This is a genomic window from Pseudomonas sp. AC083 (genome assembly GCF_979253165.1).
Genome location: NZ_CEEDDH010000002.1, coordinates 468,660 through 482,892 on the forward strand (window position 1 = coordinate 468,660; position 14,233 = coordinate 482,892).

Below are 14,233 nucleotides of genomic sequence, written 5' to 3' on the forward strand. Positions count from 1 at the left end.
CCATCCGTCCGGGGCTTTTTTACCTCGATTGAATTTTTCCGCCGCCGTGTCGCTCTTCTGCATAACAGAACCCGTCTGCCATCGGTGTGCTCATGAACAGGAACCTCGACGATTACAACCGCATGCGTGATTTTTCCGCGACGTCGGAACCGGCCGCAGTCAAGCGTTCGGGCCGTAAGTCGGCCAAGGATCATGCGTTGCAGTTCTGCATCCAGAAGCACGACGCTTCGCACCTGCATTACGACTTTCGCCTGGAACTCGACGGCGCCCTGAAGAGCTGGGCGGTGCCGAAGGGGCCTTCGCTGGACCCGTCGGTCAAGCGTCTGGCCATTCATGTCGAGGATCATCCGCTCGATTATGCGACGTTCGAAGGCAGCATTCCCGAGGGGCATTACGGCGCCGGCGATGTGATCGTCTGGGATCGCGGCGTGTGGATTCCGCTGGAGGATCCGCACAAGGCCTATGCCAAGGGCCGACTGAAGTTCGAGCTGCAGGGCGAGAAGCTCGGCGGCGTGTGGAATCTGGTGCGCACGCACATGCCGGGCAAGAAAGAACAATGGTTCCTGATCAAGCATCAGGACAACGCCGCGCGACCGCAGGATGATTTCGACGTGCTGGTCGCCGAGCCCGACAGCGTGCTCAGCGAGCGCACGATTGTCGGCAAATCGGCGACTGCTGCCGATAAAGCCAAACCGGTAAAAAAGGCCCCGGCCAAGCCGCGCAAGCAGGCGTCCGGGCAGCTTACCGGCGCGCGCAAGGCCAAGTTGCCGGCACTGATCAAGCCGGAACTGGCGACGCTGGTCGACAGCGCACCCGAAGGGCAGTGGAGCTACGAGATCAAGTTCGACGGCTACCGTGTCATGGCGCGGATCGATCACGATGAGGTGCAGCTGTTCACCCGCAATGGTCACGACTGGACGCACAAGCTGCCGCAGCAGGCCAAGGCACTGGCGGCATTGGGTCTGGAATCGGCGTGGCTGGACGGTGAAATGGTCGTGGCCAATGAGCAAGGCGTGCCGGACTTTCAGGCGTTGCAGAATGCCTTCGATGCCGGGCGCAGCGGCAACATTGTTTATTACCTGTTCGACGTGCCGTATCTGAATGGCGTCGACCTGCGCGATGTGCCGGTGGAAGAACGCCGCGCCGCGCTGAGCACCATCCTCGGTGCGCAGAAAGAATCCTCAACGCTGCGCTTCTCCGAAGCCTTCGAAGAAACCCCGGACGCGCTGCTCAACAGCGCTTGCCAGATGCAGATGGAAGGCCTGATCGGCAAACGCCTCGGTTCGCCATATGTATCGCGGCGCAGCGGCGACTGGATCAAGCTCAAATGCAAGCATCGCCAGGAATTCGTCATCGTCGGCTACACCGATCCGAAAGGTGCGCGCAGTGCTTTCGGTGCCTTGCTGCTCGGCCTGCACGACCGTGACAGCGGCGAGTTGCGCTATGCCGGCAAGGTCGGCACCGGGTTCAACGAAACCACATTGAAAAGCATCCTCGCCCAACTCAAGCCGTTGCAGACCAAAAGCGCCGCAGTGGTCAATCCGCCCAGCGGTTTCGAGGCCAAAGGCGTGCACTGGCTCAAACCCAAACTGCTGGCCGAAGTGGCATTCGCCGAGATGACCAAGGACGGCTCGGTGCGCCACGCCGTGTTCCATGGTTTGCGCGATGACAAACCGGCCAAGGACATCACCGAGGAGCGAGCGAAGCCTGTGAAAGCTGCCAAGTCCGAAAAGAACGAAAAAACCGAAAAGACCAAAACCGCCGACAAGCAGCCGGCAAAGAAAACCGCCGCCAGCAAAAAAGCCGAGACCGCACCGTCGCAATCAGGACTGGCCGGCGGCAAGGTACGCATCACCCACCCGGATCGGGTGATCGACGCGGTCAGCGGCACGACCAAAATGCAACTGGCGCAGTACTACGCCAGTGTCGCCGAATACATCCTGCCGCAACTCAAGGATCGCCCCGTGGCGTTGGTGCGTGCACCGGACGGCATTGCCGGCGAATTGTTTTTCCAAAAGAACGCCGAACGCTTGGCTATCCCGGGGATTACTGCACTAGACAAGGACATCACCGGCCAGCCAGTGATGATGATCAACAATCCCGAAGCGCTGGTCGGCGCGGTACAGATGAGCACGGTGGAGCTGCACACCTGGAACGCGACGACGGTGGATCTGGACAAGCCAGATCGCTTCGTCCTTGACCTCGACCCGGATCCGGCGCTGCCATGGAAAAGCATGGTAGAAGCCACCGCGCTGACCCTGACCGTGCTCGATGAGCTGGGCCTCAAAACCTTCCTGAAAACCAGCGGCGGCAAAGGCATTCACCTGGTGGTGCCATTGACGCGCAAGCACGGCTGGGACGAGGTGAAGGACTTCAGCCACGCCATCGTCAGCCACATGGCCAAGTTGCTGCCGGATCGCATTTCGGCGGTGTCCGGGCCGAAAAACCGCGTCGGGCGGATCTTCATCGATTACCTGCGCAACGGCCTCGGCGCCACCACCATTTGCGCCTATGCCGCACGGGCACGGGAAGGCATGCCGGTTTCGGTGCCGCTGTACCGAGAGGAAGTCGCTGAAATCAAGGGGGGCAATCACTGGAACATCTACAACGTTCACGAACGTTTGACCGAAGTCGGCGATGAGCCTTGGGCGGACATGAAGAAAACCCGTCAGACCATCACTGCCGAAATGCGCAAGCGCGTCGGCATGAAAAAGTGATCAGGTATCGCGCAGCAAGTCGTGGGCGTTGAGCAGTTCGAAGGCGATTTGCGGGTGGTTTTCCAGACCCTTGCGGATCGCCGCCGGGATTGCCGCGCGAGTCTTGCGACACAGGCCTGGCAGTTCCTCGATCTGAATGGCGATGCCGCGCATGGTGCGGACTTCGTTGAAACCGGGGGCGACGTCGACACGGATGCCGAGTTGCTCGTACATGCGCTGTTGCAGGCGTTTGAGGTCATCGAGGTCTTTGAGTTGTTCCAGTCGCGCCAGGAGAATTTTTTCCTCGGCACGAGTCAGGCGCAGAATGCGCAAGTCCGCGCCAGGCGTTTCCAGCAACGGATCGCGCCCGCAGATGCAGGCGCCGGGTGGGCAGGGTGAGCGCAAGGGCAGGGTCGTCGTCATGGCCTCCATCATAGAGGCCGTCGGACGGATTTGCCTATGCGCACTCAGCGGCCGTCCATCGGCCGCTGCTTCCCTCGTGACTATTGATGCACGCCTTCGTATTGCACCAGAATGGCGTTGGCCAGGTCTTCATCGCTGGCGTTCAAGCCAGGGTTGGCCTGGCGCACCTGTTGCAGTACCGACTCAAGATAAACCCCACGGATGGCCCCGCCGCTGGCGACAAAGGCAGACACGTCGTCACGGGCCGGAATCACCATTTTGTCGTCCTTGAAGGTCGAGTACAGCGACGCGGAAACACCTGCCGAGGTGGCGACGTCACCCGCGTCAACGCGGGCCAGCGCCGAACCGACCGGCAGGCAAAGCATTAAAGAAGAAATCAGGACTAACTTGCGCATGACGTGTTCCTCCACAGGCGCTAAGCAAAAAGGGAAGGGACTACATAACCTCAGAGGTGAACGGCGCGCCGGAGTTCCGTTAGCGCTGAAAACGAAGCGGCGAGGAACCGGGCCGAACGGTGGGCGGTCTACCGCTTGCCTGTATAGCTGAGAAATCAACCATGCTCGTCAGAGCCAGCCACGACATTGCCCGCCCCGCAGACCCGCGTATCGAAGGCGCATTGCTCAGCGGATTTGTCCTGTTGACCTTCGTCCTCGGCATCGACCCGCGCAGCCGCGTCGACTGGCTACTGGAGAATGTCCTAGCGCTAGCGCTGGTGGTGACCCTGCTGCTGGCGCATCGGCGTTTTCGCCTGTCGACTTTGTCGCTGGGCATGATCTTCGCCTTCCTGTGCGTCCACGAAGTCGGTGCGCATTACACCTATTCCCGCGTGCCGTACGATCAGTGGAGCACCCTGCTGACCGGCGTCAGCGTCAACAAAGTCCTTGGCCTGGAACGCAATCACTATGACCGGCTGGTGCACCTGAGTTACGGGCTGCTGCTGGTCTGGCCGATGCGCGAAGTACTGCAGCGCCTGACGCCGTTGCGTGGTGCGTGGCTGGCGCTGCTGACCTTGAATGTGGTGCTGGCGACGTCGGCGTTATACGAATTGATCGAATGGGTCGGCGGCGCTTACCTGGGCGACGACACTGGCCAGGCCTTCGTCGGTGCGCAGAATGATCCGTGGGATTCGCAGAAGGACATGGCCCTGGCGCTGTTCGGCGCCGGGCTGTCCTTACTGGTATTGACGCGCTGGCGCCGAGCGCCGCGCTGAGGGATCAGATTACGCCGCAAGCCATGCGATCGCCGCCACCGCCCAGAGGCTTGGGCATGTCGGAATGGTTATCGCCGCCGGCGTGAATCATGAGGGCGTGGCCCTTGATCTCAGAAATCTTCTTCAGGCGCGGCGCCAGCACCGGGTAGTTGGCGACACCATTAGCCGTCACATATACCGCCGGCAGATCGCCCAGATGCCCATCGGCGTACGGGCCAAGGTGCTTGCCGGTTTTCGCCGGATCGAAGTGTCCGCCAGCGGCCAGTGCGGCGCCTTTGACGCCATCCTTGGTGCCTGCTTCGCAGCTGCCGTTTTCATGGACATGGAAACCGTGAATGCCGGCCGGCAACGATTTCAGGTCGGGGGTGAACAGCAGGCCGTATGGCGTCTCGCTGACAGTGACCGAGCCGATCGCCTGCGGCGCGCCGTCGGCGCTGACCAGGTTGATCGCGACTTTCTCCGTTGCCGCTTGCGCGGTGCCGATTGCCAGGGTGCCGAGCAGACCAAACCACAGTGCGCGTTTCATAAGCGTTTCCTTCAGCTGCATGAATGTTCGAAGCGCTGGATTGATAGCCTGCCGGGGTTAACCGGCGATGAAGGCATTATCCAGCGGCGCTGCAAGGTGTGACCGGGTTCACGCTTGAAAAGTTTTGCCGGGTTCAAGTCGCCGCTGACATCAGCCGATACGCTCTGTGTCGGCAGTTCCCTGCACATAGGCTTAACTGAAATCCGACAAGCGCAATCCAGCGTGCCCACGGGAGATTCCACGGTGTCAATCAAACTGCGTTTGGTGTTGCTGATTGCGACCAGCCTGCTGACGGCGCTGATCGTGAGTCTGGTCAGTTACGTCGGCAATCTGCGGATGGCCACGGCGGTCGGCGATAACACGGTGAGCATGAGCGCGCTGCGCAATCACATGGAAGCCGACATGATGCACGACGCCCTGCGCGCCGATGTCTATTCGGCGATGCTGGTCGGCCTGGGCAAAAGCACCGCCACCGCCACCGAAGTGCGCGATTCGCTCACCGAGCACGCCGGGCATTTTCGTGAAGTGCTGAATGACAACCTGAAGCTGCCGATCAACCCGCAGTTGCGCACGGCGCTGGAGCAGATCAAGCCGAGCCTCGACACGTACATCAAATCCGCCGAGCAGATCGTCGGCGTGGCGCTGGACAAACCGGATGCCGCCCAACAGCAGCTCGGCACGTTCAATAGCGCCTTTACTCAGCTCGAAGAGCAGATGGGCGCGCTCAGCGAACTGATCGAAAACAACACCCTGCACACCAGCGAAGGCACCGAAGCGGCCATCCGCCACGCCAATCTTGCGCTGGCAGTGGTGCTGGTCGTCAGTCTGTTGCTGCTGCTGATTCAGGGGCGCTGGGTGATCCTGAGTATCATGGGGCCGCTCAAATCCGCCAGCCGCATCGCTGAAAGCATTGCCCATGGCAATCTCAGCGAACCGATTGTCGAGCCCGCCGGCAAGGACGAAGCCAGTGTGCTGATCCGCACTCTGGCGACCATGCAGCGCGATCTGCGCAGCATGATCGACGTGGTCCGGCGCAATGCCCACGGCGTCAGCGGCATGAGCGAGCAGCTCAGCCACGGCTGCCATCAGGTCGCTGACAGCAGCCAGCAGCAAAGCGTCGCCGCCGGCACCATGGCGGCTGCCGCCAGCCAGATGACCGCCAGCATCGAAGAAATCACCCGCCACGCCGAACGCGCCCTGAGCATGGCCAATCAGGCCGAAATCTTGGCCAAGGAGGGCGGCGGAGTGATTCATCAGGTAGTCAGCGACATGGACGACATCGCACGCTCGGCACAGCAGTCGGCGCAGGTGATCCGCACGCTTGATCAGGAATCCGAGGCGATCTTCAACATCATTCAGGTGATCAAGAGCATCGCCGACCAGACCAATCTGCTCGCGCTCAATGCAGCGATCGAGGCGGCGCGGGCGGGTGAGCAAGGCCGTGGCTTTGCCGTGGTCGCGGATGAAGTGCGCAGTCTGGCCGCACGCACCAGCGCCTCGACCCAGGAAATCGCCGCGATGGTCGCGCGCATTCAGAGCAGCACGCGGGAGGCAGTCAGCAGCATGGAGGCGGGTGTGGCGCAGGTCGACAAGGGTATGGCGGTGACTGCGGAGGTTGAACGGGCAATTCGCGAAATTCTCGACGCCACGCTGAGCACCACGCAACTGGTCAATGACATCACCCGCACGATTGGCGAACAGAGTCAGGCCAGTAATGAGATCGCCCATCAGGTGGAGATGATTGCGGGGATGAGCGAGGGCAATAGCCGGGTGATCGGGCAGACGGCGACGACTACCGATGAATTATCGAATCTGGCGGGGCAGCTGGCGCAGTCGGTGGATCGGTTTCGGTTGTGAACTTGAGGGGGGGCCGAGCACGGCACTCGATTGTTAAAGCTCTAACGAAGAGCTTTCATACGATGAGTACCGTCGTTTGTATGTCCAATTTGAATTTATAAGTTCTGAAGAAATATTGTTTTCTATCCGTTTCAATAGTGACGAATGGCTTTTTCTTCCGATTACAGACAAATGCTTTTTTGGGGCTGAAACTATTGAGGTAGTCCTCGCCGTGTGTTGCCCGGAGAAACTGAATAGTGGATTCGAGTTGCTCTATCGCATGGTTTTTCCATGCGCTACCGTTTCTTTCCTTCAGCTCTACTAGATAAAGCTGCTTCTCGGTGGTGAGCATGCAGTCACAACGCCCTCGACCAGGTTGTTCCATGTCGCTTATCACGCACTTGTCGATGGCTGTAAAAATAACTGCTTTGCGCTCCGGATTGCTGACCGTAGCGATCCAGTTTTCTTCTGACTCTGAATCGGCGTAAGCGATCGGACGAGATGTGTTATCACAAAGTCCAAACCGCTCTTGTACGAACGGGCCGCTTTGACATTGAGCATCGAGGAAATTCACGCCTCCAATGCCTCCTCGATATCGAGAAGTTGATCGAATAAATCGTTGCCTTCGCGAAGCGATTCGTTGAGGTAATTATGGTCCGAAGGAATTCCTCCCGACATAGGCAGCTTCTCGATGCTTCCAGTCATTTCATCAGCCTGATAAATCGCGAGCTCGTCAGCGTCGACCAGTGAGTGAAGCGGAACTACCTTTGCGAGCCGGGCTAACAGTTCCTCCGCATTTCTCTCAATTATGGCGTCATGCAGATGCTTACCTTGGACAGCGATTGTGAGATAACTCACCACATAAGGGCTGTGAGTCGTCAATACCAACCGATTTTCCTTACCCTGATTATTGAATTGCAGAAGACTTTGCAATACGCCCCATTGCGAACGCGGGTATAGATTCTGTTCGGGTTCTTCCACGATGTTTATGAACGCAGTTTTATTGAATCTCGATGATAATGCGGACAGAGCAATGCGACGCTGTTCCTCCGTCAGCGTCTCGACGGAGAAAATTTCCATGACTTCTTTCCTGAAACGATCCAGCTCGTCAGTACTCATGGTTTCCGGGCGTTCTTCGCTTCTTTCTTCAACAGTATTGGCCAGGTAGTGGCTCACGAGATGCAGAGGCACTGCCGATTGAAAACCGCTGGAAGCATCGGCCAATCTCAGTTTGTAATCCGATTCCCGAATGTTGAGTATGTCATTCAGTTTGTCGTATTCGAGTTCTGCCTGATTGATCGGAAGCAGCAATGCGCCTTTTATATTGGCTTTCGCCGCGTCGAATTCAGTCAAGAACTCTTTGAGAGAGTCAGAAGAAAGTTTCAATTCCCGAGGGTGCCTGACATAAGCAATAAAGTTGCGCTCGGCAGGCACGTACATGATTTGAGGCAGGTGGTACTTTTTACCCGTCAATTCGCTGATATGAAGCTGCCCGCGCAGATACTTGATGGCATACGCTTCACCTTCGTATTCGATTTCAGTTTCCGCAGAAAGATAATTTTCGAGCCGATGGTATGTCAGGTAGGGTTTGATAAATTTGTTTTTTCGCTCGAACCATTTGTGGTCATAGTCGCCTCGCACCAACGCCTTTTCAATCCATGAAAAAGTCGAATAAAGCTTGGCGAGTGTGCTTTTCCCCGAGCCTTGATTGCCCACAAAAACGGTCACGCGTTTGAACTCTATCCAGCCATTGTTCTTCACACCATTGCGGATAGGGCCAAAATGCTTGACGCGTAGTCGGGTCATTGATCACTCCATAAAGACGAACTGAGGCGGTATAGCGGTGCAGCATATCAGGGCGGGGAGGAAACGGGAGCGGGGAAATGCCAGGAGTACAGACAAGGCTTCATTTTATGAGGTAAGGACTCTGCTCGTTTTCCGGCAGAGCCCTTTGCGTCTATCAAAACCTGAACGCCTGTCGCCCCACCAACAACCATTTCCCGCCCTGTATCTGCCAGATCTGGAAATTCTCGATCTCGGTCGGAATCACCTCGGTCCCCTTCAACGCCTGTGCGGAGAAGTGGTGGCGTACCAGCGCGGTATCACCCGACATCGTGATGGTCTGCTTTTGCATTTCGAGGGTCTTGAATGCGCTACGGCCGGTTTCGATGTCGGCGATGAATTCCTGCTTGTCCTGAATCTTGCCGCTGGAGTGGCCGTAGGTCAGGTTCGGCGCGGTCAGAGCGTTCAGTTCGGCGATGTCTTTGTGCAGCATCGCTTGGGTCAGGTGATCCACTGCTTGGGCAACGTCCTTCTCCGCTGGGGCAGGGGCGGCCATGGCGCAGGCGCTGAAGGCGCAGAATAAACCGATGAGGAGGCGGGATTTGGTCATGTTGTTTCCTTGTTGTTATTGGGTTGGGATGACTGGCTTGGTTCGTCAGTCATCGTACAACTTAGCAGGTTATTTTCTGCATGAACAACGGGCGGTTGGCACTGATTTATCAAGTTGCGATGCGCATCGCGCAAAAAACTTTGCAGGCCAGTGCCTGATCGCAGTCATGTTTGCTCGGCGATGGCCGATAAGTCTCTGAGCGAAAAAAACTTTCAAGTCGGGAACAGACGCGCGGGTTCGCCCTGACGTGATATTCTCCGCGCCAAATTTGCTTTGACTTAATTCGGTTGGCTGGCCTTTCGGGCGGGCCGACGGGATCCCTGTCGCTCAAGCAGCTGAAGCCAATAACGATAAGAAGTCAGTTCAGAAGGGACATTAACTGAGGTCGATGCCACATGTCGGCCTTGTGTGCCCACCCGTCAATATTGAAGTGTGCCGGATTGCGCGACGCCAGCCTGAGCGTCAGCAAAGCGCAACGCAGACTGATAACAACGACGGGCGGAAGGCGTTTTATCATAGGTGCAACAGATGTTTAAGAAAGTGAACACAGCCTTGCTCGGTCTGGCTTTGGCGATGGGGATGTCGTCTGCCAATGCTGCCGAAGCCAAGAAAGTTGACGTCCTGCTGATCGGCGGCGGCATCATGAGCACCACCCTGGGTGTGTGGATCAATGAGCTGGAACCGACCTGGTCGATGGAAATGGTCGAGCGTCTCGATGGCGTCGCCCTGGAAAGCTCCAACGGCTGGAACAACGCAGGTACCGGTCACTCGGCCCTCGCCGAGCTGAACTACACCCCGGAAGACGACAAGGGCAACGTAACGATCCCGAAAGCTGTCGAGATCAACGAAGCGTTCCAGGTTTCCCGTCAATTCTGGGCCTGGCAGGTTCAGCAGGGCGTGCTGAAGAACCCTCGCTCGTTCATCAACACCACACCGCACATGAGCTTCGTGTGGGGCGATGACAACATCAAGTTCCTGAAAAAGCGCTACGAAGCCCTGCAGGCGAGCCCGCTGTTCGCCGGCATGCAGTACTCCGAAGACCCGGCAGTGATCAAGAAGTGGGTACCGCTGATGATGGAAGGGCGTGACCCGAACCAGAAAATCGCGGCCACCTGGAGCCCGCTGGGTACGGACATGAACTTCGGCGAAATCACCCGCCAGTTCGCCGCTCACCTGCAAACCAAACCCAACTTCGATCTGAAACTGTCGAGCGAAGTCGAAGACATCACCAAGAATGCCGACGGCACTTGGCGTGTGAGCTACAAAAACCTCAAGGACGGCAGCAAGACCGAAACCGACGCCAAGTTCGTGTTCATCGGCGCTGGCGGCGGTGCTCTGCACCTGCTGCAGAAGTCGGGCATTCCTGAAGCCAAGGAATACGCAGGCTTCCCGGTTGGCGGTTCGTTCCTGGTGACCGAGAACCCGACGATTGCCGAGCAGCACCTGGCCAAGGCCTACGGCAAGGCTTCGGTTGGCGCGCCACCGATGTCGGTTCCGCACCTGGACACCCGTGTTCTGGATGGCAAGCGCGTCATTCTGTTTGGCCCGTTCGCGACCTTCAGCACCAAGTTCCTCAAGGAAGGTTCGTACTTCGACCTGCTGACCAGCACCACCACCCACAACATCTGGCCCATGACCAAGGTCGGCATCAAGGAATACCCGCTGGTCGAGTACCTTGCCGGTCAGTTGATGCTGTCGGATGAAGACCGTCTGAACGCGCTGAAGGAATACTTCCCGAACGCCAAAGCCGAAGACTGGCGCCTGTGGCAAGCCGGCCAGCGCGTGCAAATCATCAAGCGTGATGAAGCCGCTGGTGGCGTGCTGAAGCTGGGCACCGAGATCGTTGCTTCGCAAGACGGCTCGATCGCCGGCCTGCTGGGCGCATCGCCAGGCGCGTCGACCGCTGCACCGATCATGCTGAGCGTGCTGCAGAAAGTCTTCAAAGACAAAGTCGCAACCCCTGAGTGGCAGACCAAGCTGCACCAGATCGTGCCGAGCTACGGCACCCAGCTGAACAGCGATCCGGCCAAAGTGGCTGCAGAGTGGGCTTACACCGCGAAAATCCTCGAACTGCCGACGCCTCCAGCGATCGGTCAGGTAGCTGCTCCGGCGGCACCTGCGGCTGACAAAGCCGTAGCGCCGAAGGAAAACGCTGCACGTGACATGGCTCTGTAAGCAGAACCCTGACACACAAAACCCACTGAACCGGCGACGGTCAGTGGGTTTTTTATTCCTGGTTGGTAGGAGCTGACGAGTGCAACGAGGCTGCGATCTTTTGACTTTGACTTTGACTTTGACTTTGACTTTGACGTTTGAAGATCAAGATCAGGATCAAAAGATCGCAGCCTCGTTGCACTCGTCAGCTCCTACGCTGCGGTGATTGGACTCAGGCTTTTGTGGATGCCAGATATGCCCCCAAGCGCCGACCCATTTCTTCGCCCAGTGCCTGCAAGCCGCTCAGCGGCCGTACCATCACTTCGAACTCGACAATCTTGCCGTGCTCATCGAAGCGAATCATGTCGATGCCTTTGAGTTCCTTGCTGCCGACCCTGGCGCTGAATTCGAGAATCACATTCAGGCCATCCGCCGTCGCCAACTCGCGGTGATAGGCGAAATCTTCGAAAACTTCGAACACGGTGTTGAGGATCATCGCCACCACCGGCGCGCCGGGGTAGGGCGTGTGGGCCATGGGCGAGCGGAACACAGCTTGCGGATCGAGCAGTTCGGGCAGGGCTTTGAGATTGCCGCTGCGGATCATCTCGTGCCAGCGCTCGAGGGACGCGGCGACGTTGGGCTGCAAGGCGAGGTCGGGCATGGTCACTCCGGTTTTTCTTGTTGTCGGTCGGCAATGACTGTAGATCAACCGCGCCGAAAGTGGATCCTCAAATCTCAGCCTGAATACCGCTTCATCCCCGAAGCGGATCAGATGCGCATCTGATCCGTATTTTTCTGTTTCATCTGCCTCTGTATTCAGTACAGCCACAGGCTCAGAATGCCCCGGCAGTGCGGCCAGTCACCCTCCGACCTCATCCCGCAGCGTCCGGTGCACCGCATACCCAGCCTCAAGGAGCGCAACATGTACAAGATGGCGATTTTTCTCGGCGGCTTTCTGACCTTGACCATTCTGATCGGCGTGCTGGCGACGATCTCTCCCGTCTGATCCGCACGCAGCTTTTTCGAACTCTGCCGTTCTCCTGCTTTCAGTTGCAGAACAGGGCCAGCACGCGCCCGTCACTGACAGTTCGAGGAGTGAAACATGCGTACGACAACCTCACAGGGACGTTGGGTTCCCATAGGTTTGATGGTCGCCGCGTTGACCGGTTGCGCCATGAGCAACACCGATTCGCCGGTGCAGACGCCCGGCCAGGCCAAGGAGTCCGACACGGAAATGCTCGAAGTCGGCGCGCAGTGGTTGCAGGACAAGCCGCCAATTCGCGCGTTGAACATGTACCTCGATGGTTTCCATTTTTACAACGGTCATCCCGGCGCGCAGATGGAAGCGCACCACTACTGCTCGGCGCTCAACGAAGAAGTGTTCCAGTGCGTGATCTATGACGGCAACACTGCTGAAGCCAAGCTGATGGGCGTCGAATACATCATCAGCCAGCGCCTGTTCACGCAATTGCCAGCGAAAGAAAAAGCCCTGTGGCACAGCCACGCTCACGAAGTCAGTTCTGGCCAACTGGTCGCGCCGGGCATCCCGCAAGTGGCAGAAACGCGCTTGATGGAAAAACTCGCCAATACCTACGGCAAGACCTGGCACACCTGGCATACCGATCAGGACAAGCAACTGCCGCTGGGCGTGCCGCAGTTGATGATGGGCTTTACCGCTGACGGTCAGGCCGATGCGCAAATGGTCCGCCAGCGCGATCACCGCCTGGGCATCGACAGTGCCGAGAAGAAAAAGGCCCGCGCCGAGATCAAACCGGCGCCTGTCGCAACGGGGGCTGATGCGTGGCAGAAGGGTAATGTCATCCAGCTCAACGACCCGACCGGCCATCAACACGTCATGCCGCGTCCGGCCACGCCAAGCGATGAGAATGCGCGGAGTCAGCCGTGATTTACGGCGCGCCGAACAGCATCGTCCAGTAAACGCCGTCGTCGCTGCGCGTTTCGCTGGCGAAGCCGGCGCCGACCTGAGTGAACATCGGGTTCATCAGGTTGGCGCAATGGCCCGGGCTGGCCAGCCAGCCGGCCATGGCTTTGCCCGGTGAGCTTTGCCCGGCAGCGATGTTTTCCCCGACCTGGCGGCCGCGATAACCGGCAGCACGGGCGCGGTCGGCCGGCATGTCACCGTCGGGATCGCGGTGGGCGAAATAATTGCCGTAAGCCATGGCTTTGCTGTGGCCCTGAGCCGCTGCGCCGAGGGCGGCGTTCCAGCTCAACGGCCGCGCGGCGGCAAAGCGCTGGCGGCCGCACATGCGCGGCCGGGCGCGGGCAGCGTTGACCTCGGCGAGCAGCGCCTTGCCGACGCTGCGGTTGTCACCGACGCGGCTGTCGAGCACCGGTTGCGCCAGCACCACCTGCCATTGATTGCGCGAATGGCTGATGCCGATGTCGGCGTAGTTCGCATCCAGCAAGGCGCCGCAATAATCGCTCTGCAACTGATCGAAGGCCTCGTCGGCGTCTTCGGCTCCGATAATGCGGATGCTGCGCACCGTGATTGCTGAATAGCCGGAAGACTTCAACGCCTCGCGCATGCCGCCGCCGTAGCGATAGCCGATCGGCAAGGCCAGATTCGATTTCAAAGCCAACGGCGCCAGACGCTGCGCAGGGCGGCGGTCGCAGCGTTGCGGATGGGCGCGGTAATCATTGATGGCGGCCACCAGTTCGCGCTCCGCACTGGCGTGGGCGGATTCAGTGAAAAAGGGGAACAGGCTCAGCAGGCACAGCGAAACGAAGCGAGACGAACGAACGGCGTGGCGCATGGGACGGACAGCTCTGAAAGGGGACAGCGCTAGAGTGAGGGAGCCGTGTGTGGCGGCGCGGATAGGACTGGGTTTTTTGGACTTGGTTCAGTGGCGGCAAATGCAATTGAATTGCTGTTGTTCGAACCGCTGCCTTCGCGAGCAGGCTCGCTCCCACATCGCGCTTACGGCGTACTCGGAACAACTGTGGGAGCGAGCCTGCTCGCGAAGACGCCGCCCCGG

14 protein-coding genes are annotated in these 14,233 nt (G+C 58.7%); 6 read left to right on the forward strand and 8 right to left on the reverse strand.

Annotated elements, in window-relative coordinates; all coding sequences use genetic code 11:
• Window positions 1–92: 92 nt before the first annotated feature.
• Window positions 93–2,717 (forward strand): DNA ligase D, encoded by a 2,625-nt coding sequence (gene ligD / locus AC0IXA_RS05285; RefSeq protein WP_471812061.1) that lies wholly within the window; start codon window positions 93–95, stop codon window positions 2,715–2,717.
• Here the strand turns inward: ligD and AC0IXA_RS05290 are convergent, their stop codons facing one another.
• The gene (locus AC0IXA_RS05290; protein WP_471812063.1) at window positions 2,718–3,119 is read right to left on the reverse strand and encodes a hypothetical protein; all 402 of its coding nucleotides are present in this window, start codon (window positions 3,117–3,119) and stop codon (window positions 2,718–2,720) included.
• A gap of 80 nt (window positions 3,120–3,199) precedes the next feature.
• The gene (locus tag AC0IXA_RS05295) at window positions 3,200–3,514 is read right to left on the reverse strand and encodes a DUF2388 domain-containing protein (RefSeq protein ID WP_039762352.1); all 315 of its coding nucleotides are present in this window, start codon (window positions 3,512–3,514) and stop codon (window positions 3,200–3,202) included.
• Window positions 3,515–3,675: 161 nt separating this feature from the next.
• Between AC0IXA_RS05295 and AC0IXA_RS05300 the strand changes: the two genes are divergently transcribed.
• Window positions 3,676–4,329, forward strand: coding sequence for a DUF2238 domain-containing protein (locus tag AC0IXA_RS05300; RefSeq protein WP_341637227.1), 654 nt, complete (start codon window positions 3,676–3,678; stop codon window positions 4,327–4,329).
• Window positions 4,330–4,333: 4 nt separating this feature from the next.
• On the opposite strand, the gene sodC is transcribed toward AC0IXA_RS05300, so the two are convergent.
• Window positions 4,334–4,855 (reverse strand): superoxide dismutase [Cu-Zn] SodC, encoded by a 522-nt coding sequence (gene sodC, locus AC0IXA_RS05305; protein WP_471812066.1) that lies wholly within the window; start codon window positions 4,853–4,855, stop codon window positions 4,334–4,336.
• Between the two features lie 243 nt (window positions 4,856–5,098).
• Between sodC and AC0IXA_RS05310 the strand changes: the two genes are divergently transcribed.
• Window positions 5,099–6,712 carry a methyl-accepting chemotaxis protein gene (locus AC0IXA_RS05310; RefSeq protein ID WP_471812068.1) on the forward strand — a complete coding sequence of 538 codons (1,614 nt, stop codon included), beginning with the start codon at window positions 5,099–5,101 and terminating at the stop codon, window positions 6,710–6,712.
• Window positions 6,713–6,767: 55 nt separating this feature from the next.
• Here the strand turns inward: AC0IXA_RS05310 and AC0IXA_RS05315 are convergent, their stop codons facing one another.
• The 3 genes from AC0IXA_RS05315 to AC0IXA_RS05325 form a co-directional block, all read right to left on the reverse strand.
• A complete protein-coding gene (locus tag AC0IXA_RS05315) occupies window positions 6,768–7,265 on the reverse strand; it encodes a hypothetical protein (RefSeq protein ID WP_041480879.1) in 498 nt (165 codons plus the stop codon).
• On the reverse strand, window positions 7,262–8,497 hold the full coding sequence (locus AC0IXA_RS05320; protein ID WP_471812071.1) for a hypothetical protein: 1,236 nt from the start codon (window positions 8,495–8,497) through the stop codon (window positions 7,262–7,264). The genes AC0IXA_RS05315 and AC0IXA_RS05320 overlap by 4 nt, the downstream gene beginning before the upstream one ends.
• 154 nt (window positions 8,498–8,651) lie before the next feature.
• Window positions 8,652–9,083, reverse strand: a complete 432-nt coding sequence (locus AC0IXA_RS05325) for a nuclear transport factor 2 family protein (RefSeq protein WP_471812073.1) — start codon at window positions 9,081–9,083, stop codon at window positions 8,652–8,654.
• A gap of 528 nt (window positions 9,084–9,611) precedes the next feature.
• On the opposite strand from AC0IXA_RS05325, the gene mqo reads away from it, so the two are divergent.
• Window positions 9,612–11,258, forward strand: coding sequence for a malate dehydrogenase (quinone) (mqo, locus tag AC0IXA_RS05330; RefSeq protein ID WP_071172807.1), 1,647 nt, complete (start codon window positions 9,612–9,614; stop codon window positions 11,256–11,258).
• Between the two features lie 211 nt (window positions 11,259–11,469).
• Here the strand turns inward: mqo and AC0IXA_RS05335 are convergent, their stop codons facing one another.
• A complete protein-coding gene (locus AC0IXA_RS05335) occupies window positions 11,470–11,898 on the reverse strand; it encodes a nuclear transport factor 2 family protein (RefSeq protein WP_186566573.1) in 429 nt (142 codons plus the stop codon).
• A gap of 177 nt (window positions 11,899–12,075) precedes the next feature.
• Here AC0IXA_RS05335 and AC0IXA_RS05340 point away from each other — a divergent pair, with 177 nt between their 5' ends.
• A complete protein-coding gene (locus tag AC0IXA_RS05340) occupies window positions 12,076–12,243 on the forward strand; it encodes a hypothetical protein (protein WP_341637232.1) in 168 nt (55 codons plus the stop codon).
• A 96-nt stretch (window positions 12,244–12,339) separates the two neighbouring features.
• Window positions 12,340–13,143, forward strand: a complete 804-nt coding sequence (locus AC0IXA_RS05345; RefSeq protein ID WP_471812076.1) for an OBAP family protein — start codon at window positions 12,340–12,342, stop codon at window positions 13,141–13,143.
• A 1-nt stretch (window position 13,144) separates the two neighbouring features.
• Here the strand turns inward: AC0IXA_RS05345 and AC0IXA_RS05350 are convergent, their stop codons facing one another.
• A complete protein-coding gene (locus AC0IXA_RS05350) occupies window positions 13,145–14,011 on the reverse strand; it encodes a CAP domain-containing protein (protein ID WP_471812078.1) in 867 nt (288 codons plus the stop codon).
• Window positions 14,012–14,233: the final 222 nt, after the last annotated feature.

Coding starts and splice junctions, on each gene's coding strand:
- AC0IXA_RS05335 (WP_186566573.1), bottom strand. CDS start 11,898: ATGCCCGACCTCGCCTTGCAGCCCAACGTCGCCGCGTCCCTCGAGCGC.
- AC0IXA_RS05340 (WP_341637232.1), top strand. CDS start 12,076: ATGCCCCGGCAGTGCGGCCAGTCACCCTCCGACCTCATCCCGCAGCGT.
- AC0IXA_RS05295 (WP_039762352.1), bottom strand. CDS start 3,514: ATGCGCAAGTTAGTCCTGATTTCTTCTTTAATGCTTTGCCTGCCGGTC.
- AC0IXA_RS05350 (WP_471812078.1), bottom strand. CDS start 14,011: ATGCGCCACGCCGTTCGTTCGTCTCGCTTCGTTTCGCTGTGCCTGCTG.
- AC0IXA_RS05300 (WP_341637227.1), top strand. CDS start 3,676: ATGCTCGTCAGAGCCAGCCACGACATTGCCCGCCCCGCAGACCCGCGT.
- ligD (WP_471812061.1), top strand. CDS start 93: ATGAACAGGAACCTCGACGATTACAACCGCATGCGTGATTTTTCCGCG.
- AC0IXA_RS05290 (WP_471812063.1), bottom strand. CDS start 3,119: ATGACGACGACCCTGCCCTTGCGCTCACCCTGCCCACCCGGCGCCTGC.
- AC0IXA_RS05320 (WP_471812071.1), bottom strand. CDS start 8,497: ATGACCCGACTACGCGTCAAGCATTTTGGCCCTATCCGCAATGGTGTG.
- sodC (WP_471812066.1), bottom strand. CDS start 4,855: ATGAAACGCGCACTGTGGTTTGGTCTGCTCGGCACCCTGGCAATCGGC.
- mqo (WP_071172807.1), top strand. CDS start 9,612: ATGTTTAAGAAAGTGAACACAGCCTTGCTCGGTCTGGCTTTGGCGATG.
- AC0IXA_RS05325 (WP_471812073.1), bottom strand. CDS start 9,083: ATGACCAAATCCCGCCTCCTCATCGGTTTATTCTGCGCCTTCAGCGCC.
- AC0IXA_RS05345 (WP_471812076.1), top strand. CDS start 12,340: ATGCGTACGACAACCTCACAGGGACGTTGGGTTCCCATAGGTTTGATG.